We start from the raw sequence: 6,720 nt of genomic DNA, 5'->3' as shown, positions 1-6,720 counted from the left end.
GGGTTGGGCGGGGGGCCAGTTGCGCATCGTCAATCCAGAGACGTCCGAGGCGTGTGCCGATGGCGAGGTGGGAGAGATCTGGGTCTCCGGGCCACACGTCACCCAGGGCTACTGGGGCCGTGACGAGCACAACGCGGAGACCTTCCAGGCGCGAGTCCGAGGCCACGAGGCCGAGGGCGGATTCCTGCGCACGGGGGACCTGGGGTTCCAGCGAGAAGGAGAGCTGTTCGTCACCGGGCGCCTGAAGGACCTCATCATCGTGGATGGGCGCAATCACTATCCACAAGACATCGAGCAGACGGTGGAGACGCAGCACGAGGGCTTCCGGCTGGGGTGTTGCGCGGCCTTCTCGGTGGAGCAGGCCAACGAGGAGAAGCTGGTGGTACTCATTGAAGTGGACCGTCAGTACACGCCCCCCGGAGACGGAGCGGGAGCGCACGTCCTGGAGCAGGCAGAGGTGCTCAAGAAGGTGCGCCAGGCCGTCGCCGCGGCACACTCTCTCGACGTCCACGAGCTCGTCCTGCTCCAGCACGGCGAGGTGCTGAAGACGTCCAGCGGCAAGGTCCAGCGCCGGGCCTGTCGGGCGAAGCACCTCGAGGGTTCGTTCCAGCGCTGGCCGGGGTGAATCGCGGCGAGGAAGTCGTCGAGTCCAACCGAAGGCAATTTCCGCCTCGACTGGGAGGACAACCGGAGGGGCGCGCTCGATCCGCCCCTCGAGTTGAGCGCTCAACGTACCCGGACGCGACCACCCTGGAGGAACCCTCCGTGCCCTCGAGGAACCCCGGCAACCTCAGTCCAGCGTCAGCCGGAATGCCCCGTATTGGAAGGCATACCAGGGGTCGACCTTGACCACGACGTGGTGGCGCCCCGAGAGCTGCGGCGTGAACTCGCCCACGGAGTTCACGGCCACCGGCTGGCCCGTCGGGTCCAACACCTGGAACATGGAGTAGGTGCCCAGGACCTGGACCCGGCGCAGCTGACCTGAGACCAGGTCGGCCGCGAAGACATCCACGTCGAAGAAGGAATCCAACGCCGCCATGAACGACGAGGGGAAGGTGATGACCGTGGCATGGGCCACGTCGTCCCCATGGTCATCCACGGCGGCCACCTCGAGCCGAAGGTCATAGAAGGCCCCGACGGACGCTTGGTTGACCGTGACATAGATGGGCCCCGCCTCGACTGGATCGAAAAAGAACCGGGTAGGGCCTCCATATTGAATCCGACGCGCCGGCCCGTTGGGCGTCTCGAAGGTGATATCGCACACGGTGCAGTACAAGTCGTAGAGAGTCTGCTCCTGCGCGTAGAAGACGAAGACATCCCGGTCCTGCTCGCGATGCCGCCAGCCCGTCGCGGTCTGCCCCGGCACCAGTACGGTCGCGCCCACTTGCGTGTTCGAGTGGTCGTCAGGCCCCATGTCGGCGGCCTCGATGACGTACGTTCCTGGGTAGCCGATGCCACCGGGCGAAAGCTTCACCTCCAGGGTGTACTGCGCGTCCTCCGTGGCCTCGTGAATCAGATTCCCGGAGTTCGAGGTCTGGAGCGACTGCCCCTGGGCATTCCTGAGCTGGAGGGATTGGGAACTCGCCGTGCCGTTCGTGCGACGGAAACGATAGATGCGCCCCGCCTGGACAGGGAACGTGAACACGTCCACGTCCCCGCGCGTCTCCAGGTGGCCGTCGAGCGTCGTGGAGAACGCGATGGCCGTCGCCACGGCGGCCGAGTCCCCATGGTCATCCAGCCCCAGGTCCTCGAAGGCGCAGGTGTAGGAGCCGACGAAGTTGTCGTGAAAGAGTTCGACGGAATAGCCGCCAGCAGCGGGCGCCTCCACGGAGACACTCGTGCTCCAACCCGACACATGGACCGAGCCATCCACCGCCACCCCAGCGCCGTCACGGAGCAGGAGGCCAGGGCTCGGTGGCGCACTACAGGTGAAGCGATAGAGATGGTCCCGCACCGCCGAGAAGGTGAAGACATCCCGGTCCTTGGCATTCGACACCCTGCCGGTAAAGGGCGTGGGCGAAGGGGTTAGCGGTGTGGCGAACTCCAGCACGTCCCCATGGTCGTCAGCCTCGATGAAGTCGAGCTGGAGGGCGTAGGTCCCGTTGAGGAGCAAGGGCGCATACCAGTCCGGGGTGACCTCTACGCTGTAGGTCCCGGGGTGCGTGGCATTGAAGACGGCTGCCTGGACAGTCGCTCCCGTGGCGGCCCCCACCGGCGAGGTGACATTCACCTTGCAGGGGCTCAGCGTCGTCGACTCGCAACGCACGCGATAGACCGCTCCCCGTGGAAGGGCCAGCGAGAACACATCCCGGTCGAAGGCGTACTCGAGGACGCCCGTAGCAGCGGTCTCTGGGTTCCAGGGTGTGGCGGTAGCGGCCAGGTCCCCATGGTCGTCCAAACCCAGCTCGACGATTTCACAGGAGTAGGGACTCACCGTCACCGCGGGCCGGGAGGAGATGCTCAGGTACGTAGGCTCCGTGACGGCCACCTTGAAGTGGATGCCCACTCCAGGCGGCACCCAGACCCCCTCGGTCTCCGCCCCCTGCATCTGGGCGTTGAAGCGGCGAAGGGTCCACTCCGAGAGCGGGACGGAGAAGCTGCACTGGAAACGGTAGTAGCGCCCAGCCTGGGCGGTGAAGGAGAAGACGTCGTGGTCCCCGTCGAAGTCCAGGGCCCCCACAATGGGGCCGGCCTGGGGATTGACGGGGGTAGCCTCCCACGGCACATCTCCATAGTCATCCTGGAGCAGCGCCCCGCGCGAGGTGGAATGGGAGGTCAGGTCGGAGGACTCACCTCCACACGCAGCCAGCAGCAAGATGCAAAGACACGAGAAGAGGCGTCGCGAATGTAGCGGCATGATGGAACTCCACGAAGCATTTCCGGCCCAGTCACGTAGACGGCGTTGGACTCCAGCACCAGCACCTCGTCCGTCTGCCTTCGCTACGGCAGGCAGTACGAGGTGGGGTACTCGCACCGGTACGGCGTCTGCCAGTACCAGGTTCCGTAGATGCAGATCTGCTGCTGGAACTTCGTAGCCGTCTGGGTGCAGCAGCCGTTGCGCACATACTGGGTCGAGTTGTGCGTGCAGGCCAAAGCGGTCACCGCGCCACTTTCCATCTCGACGGGGACGAGTCCGTCCATGTCATCCGCCGAGAGGGCCTCCATACTCGTGGCCTCCTCATGGGAGATGATGGTGTCTGATGACGACTGCGGTTCAGAGCCAGTGCCGCAACCATAGAGGCCAACCCCAGCACACAAGAAAACCACGAGAGCAAAACAGTTCGACGTCTTCATATTCAAGGCACCCAAGTCATGCGCAACGGATCAGGAGGGTTCGAGCGAGAAGATTCAAATCTCCACTGGAGGTTTCCGGCCCAGGAACAATCCGACGGACTGTGTTTATGTTTGCAGCCAATTCCTGTCAACCAGAGAGGGACGAACGGTTCTTCCCCACTCCAGATGGCACGCAAACAACTGTCTTCACTGTGATGACTGTCCCGTGGCGCCAAGATTTTACAGCCCCTTCGTTGGATGGTCTCGAGTTCTCGGGATCATCCGCGCTGACAGGTACCGCGCTCGGCGGTGCGCCGCCCTTCCCCACTACGACCCGTCGATTCGCGGAGACAGGCAGATGCATGTCGTGGGCATTGTGTCGATTGTCCTTGAGTGCGTGTCGGCTGATCGCCGGAGGACGTTGCCCATCCGTGTGTTGCGCGCCAAGCAGAGGGGAGCAAGAAGGGCGTCGTTCATTCCAGGGGGGGACGGTCCATTCCGGGCTTCAGCCTGCTCCTCGGAGGAAGACACTCGATGCGAAGCCGTCCTGGTGTGCTGTGGTCGTGGGGTCTGGGCATGACGATGGCCTTGTCGCTGGGGGCGTGCGGTGTGGAGTCCCTGGGGGAAAAGGTCCGTCCTCCGGAGATTGGGGTGTCGCAAGAGGACGACGGGGCTTTGACGAGTGAGCGTCCGGAAGCCTCGTTGACGTGGGACCCGTATGCGGACGCGGTGGCGTCGGGCACCACGGCGACGGTGCTCAATGCGAGCGCGGCGCTGGGCGCCCCGGACGGGCAGGCCGCGACCTTGCTGGGATTGCTCAACGCGGCGCTGGTGCTGGACCTCGGCCAGGGCGAGGAAGGCACTGGCGACCTGCGCGTCTACTACCAGGGTCTGTCATTGGCGCTGGTGGCCCAGGTGGACTTCCTGAAGGCGGATGGGACGTTCATCGGCTCCAGCTCGTTGCACCTGGTGGAGCTGGGCCTGGGGACGCATATCGCCGTGGCGACGTACCCGGGGAACGTCCCCTATCGCTACGTGCGACTGAGGGGCGCGGTCGCGCTCTACCTGGTGGACGCGGTGGAGACCTCGCTGCGGCCCGTCTGTGGTGACGGGGTGCTGGGCGGATTCGAAATCTGTGACGATGGCAATCAACTCTCGGGGGACGGCTGCAACAGCGTCTGCCAGGTGGAGCCGGGCTACACCTGCACGGGACAGCCGAGCATCTGCACCGACATCGACGAGTGCACCAATGGGACGGCGAACTGCCAGCCGGGTGAAATCTGCGTCAACACGCCCGGAAGCTACACCTGCGAGCCCGACCTCTGCGTGGGGGTGGTCTGCGCGCCTCTCGACGCGTGCCACATCGCGGGCACCTGTAATCCTTCGACCGGGCAATGCTCCCATCCGGTAGCCCCCGACGGAACGGCGTGTGACGACGGCAACGCCTGCACCCAGCCGGACACCTGCCTGGACGGGGTCTGCGCCGGCCCCCCGTCCGCCGACCCGACCAGCGGTCTGGCCCACCGATGGACCTTCGACGAGGCCAGCGGCAGCACGGCCCTGGACTCGGCGGGCGCGTCGAACGGAACGCTGGGCAGCTCCTCGTCGCGGACGGTCAGCTTCGACGGCTCCGGTGCAGTCACTCTCTCGCCCACTCAGCGATGCGATCTCAACGCCCACGTCGACTTCGGCCTCGCGCCCGGGCAATTCGGGACGGGCGACTTCACCGTGAGCTATTGGCTGCAGACGACCTTCAACAGCGCCGGCACCGGAGATCTCATCGGGAACCGAGTGGCCGGGAGCGCAGGCAACTTCCTCGGGGCAAGGCTCAACGGCGGCTCGTCGCTAGCGTCGCTCGAGATGTACGAGAACGCGGCAGGCGCCAACGGTGCAGGCGTCAACGTCTCTCCGTCGCCGCTCAACAACGGTAGCTGGCACCACGTCGTCTATACCCGCGGAGGGACCTCGCTCAAGGTGTACATTGACGGCGTCCTGGTCGGCTCCTCGACCAGCGCCGCGCCGACGAACCTCACGGGCGCCAATTCGTTCCGCATCGGCCGCAGGCTGCCGACCTGCCCGAGCACCTTCTTCAGCATTCCGGCTTCGTTCGACGATGTCCGGATCTACAGCCGCGAGCTCACCGCCTGCGACGTCGCCGCGGTGAACACGCCCTAGCAACCAGGGCCCTGGCCCGCCACGGACTCTCGCCAGAGTCCCCCGCCCTTCTCGGCCCTACGGCGGACAATGAAAACGGCGGCCTTCTAGCGGGAAGGCCGCCGCTCTCACTGCTTCGGGCTCCAGACTCCCGAGCGGTGGTGAGGGTGCCCACCGCCACGTTGATGGCCTGCGGCGCTCGTTCTCCCGCGACCTCACTGCGACGACCGGGAGATCTCCCTCGGGCTCATGCCCAGGAAGCGGCGCAGGCAGCGGGCCATGTGGCTTGGGTGTGAGAAGCCCGCCTCCATCGCGATCTCCGTCCGGCTCTTGCGCCCTTCCATCAAGCGCAGCCGCGCGCGCTCCACGCGACGCTCCAGCACGAACCGATGAACCGGCAGTCCCGTGGCCTGTTTGAACAGCGGCTTGAAGTGAGACAGGCTGAACCCCGCCACCCTCGCCAGCTCCCGCAGCGTCAAATCCTCGTCCAGGTGCGCCTCGATGTACTCGACCACCTGCCGCAGCCGCCACGCCGGCAATGCGTGGCGACGCTTGGGTGCTGAGTCCTCCGTGGGGGACTGCAACGCGAACAGCCGTGCGGCGAGCGCCGTCGCCAGGCTGTCCACGAAGAGCCTCCCACCGGGATATCCATCGTGGTCCTCGGCCTGCATCATCCAGCCGATGCGCTCGACCTGCGCGTCCCGGATGTGGATGGCTGGATCCAGTGCCGCCTCTTGCTCCCCCAACCCCCTGGCCTCCGCGGCCTCCCTCATCAGCGCGGGCGTCAGCCGCAGGAGCAACGACCGCGCCGGGCCCGACAGCGTCCACCGCGTGCTCGACCCCGCCGGAACCACGCAGAACTGACCGTGGATGCGCGCCGACTGACGCTCGGCCTTCCCCACGCGATACGTCACGGGGACCGGCTCCCCCACATGCAAACAGAGGACGTGGCGGTCATCCACCGGCGAGTCGAACCGACCGGAGGGAACTGGAGAGGTGAGCACATCAAGCAACGGCGTGCGCCCCAGGCCAAGGCTCTTCAGCAGCACGGCCGGAAGGCTCGGGTAGCACGAGGGTCGATCAGTCATCGCGGGAACCTTCCTTTTGGGACTGCCGGGCCGCAACACGGAAGGTCATCCGTTTGTGCCCGAGAACGGCCAGGTGTGCGCGCGCCGAAACAAGAGGGCCGCAATCATCGACACGTTCTCTTCCACCGGAGCTCCCCCATGAGACGTCGGTTCTTCCCCACATCCGCTGGTATCGCCCTCGCGGTCAGTACGCTCGGCGCTTGCG

Annotated in this window: 5 protein-coding genes; 2 read left to right on the top strand and 3 right to left on the bottom strand. The window is 65.8% G+C overall.

Translation table 11 applies throughout. The features are described from left to right. Positions 1-625: AMP-binding protein (locus tag HUW62_RS44880; RefSeq protein WP_176437937.1), on the top strand; the 625-nt coding region annotated here is incomplete at its 5' end. Between the two features lie 165 nt (positions 626-790). Here HUW62_RS44880 and HUW62_RS44875 read toward each other — a convergent pair. Together HUW62_RS44875 and HUW62_RS44870 are read right to left on the bottom strand one after the other, a co-directional pair. Next, entirely contained in the window at positions 791-2,857 is a 2,067-nt protein-coding gene (locus tag HUW62_RS44875; protein ID WP_163866939.1) for a hypothetical protein, read from the bottom strand. An 83-nt stretch (positions 2,858-2,940) separates the two neighbouring features. Further along, on the bottom strand, positions 2,941-3,102 hold the full coding sequence (locus tag HUW62_RS44870; protein ID WP_163866938.1) for a hypothetical protein: 162 nt from the start codon (positions 3,100-3,102) through the stop codon (positions 2,941-2,943). A gap of 705 nt (positions 3,103-3,807) precedes the next feature. On the opposite strand from HUW62_RS44870, the gene HUW62_RS49425 reads away from it, so the two are divergent. After that, on the top strand, positions 3,808-5,448 hold the full coding sequence (locus HUW62_RS49425; RefSeq protein ID WP_255203996.1) for a LamG-like jellyroll fold domain-containing protein: 1,641 nt from the start codon (positions 3,808-3,810) through the stop codon (positions 5,446-5,448). Between the two features lie 194 nt (positions 5,449-5,642). Here HUW62_RS49425 and HUW62_RS44855 read toward each other — a convergent pair whose 3' ends face one another. Continuing rightward, positions 5,643-6,515: an AraC family transcriptional regulator gene (locus HUW62_RS44855; protein WP_163866937.1), complete on the bottom strand. Its 873-nt coding sequence runs from the start codon at positions 6,513-6,515 to the stop codon at positions 5,643-5,645. Positions 6,516-6,720: the final 205 nt, after the last annotated feature.

The sequence above is a fragment of the Myxococcus sp. AM011 genome (genome assembly GCF_013372595.1).
Taxonomy (GTDB): Bacteria; Myxococcota; Myxococcia; order Myxococcales; family Myxococcaceae; genus Myxococcus; species Myxococcus eversor.
Note: the sequence above shows the minus strand (reverse complement) of the source record. Positions and strands in the feature narration are given on the sequence as shown.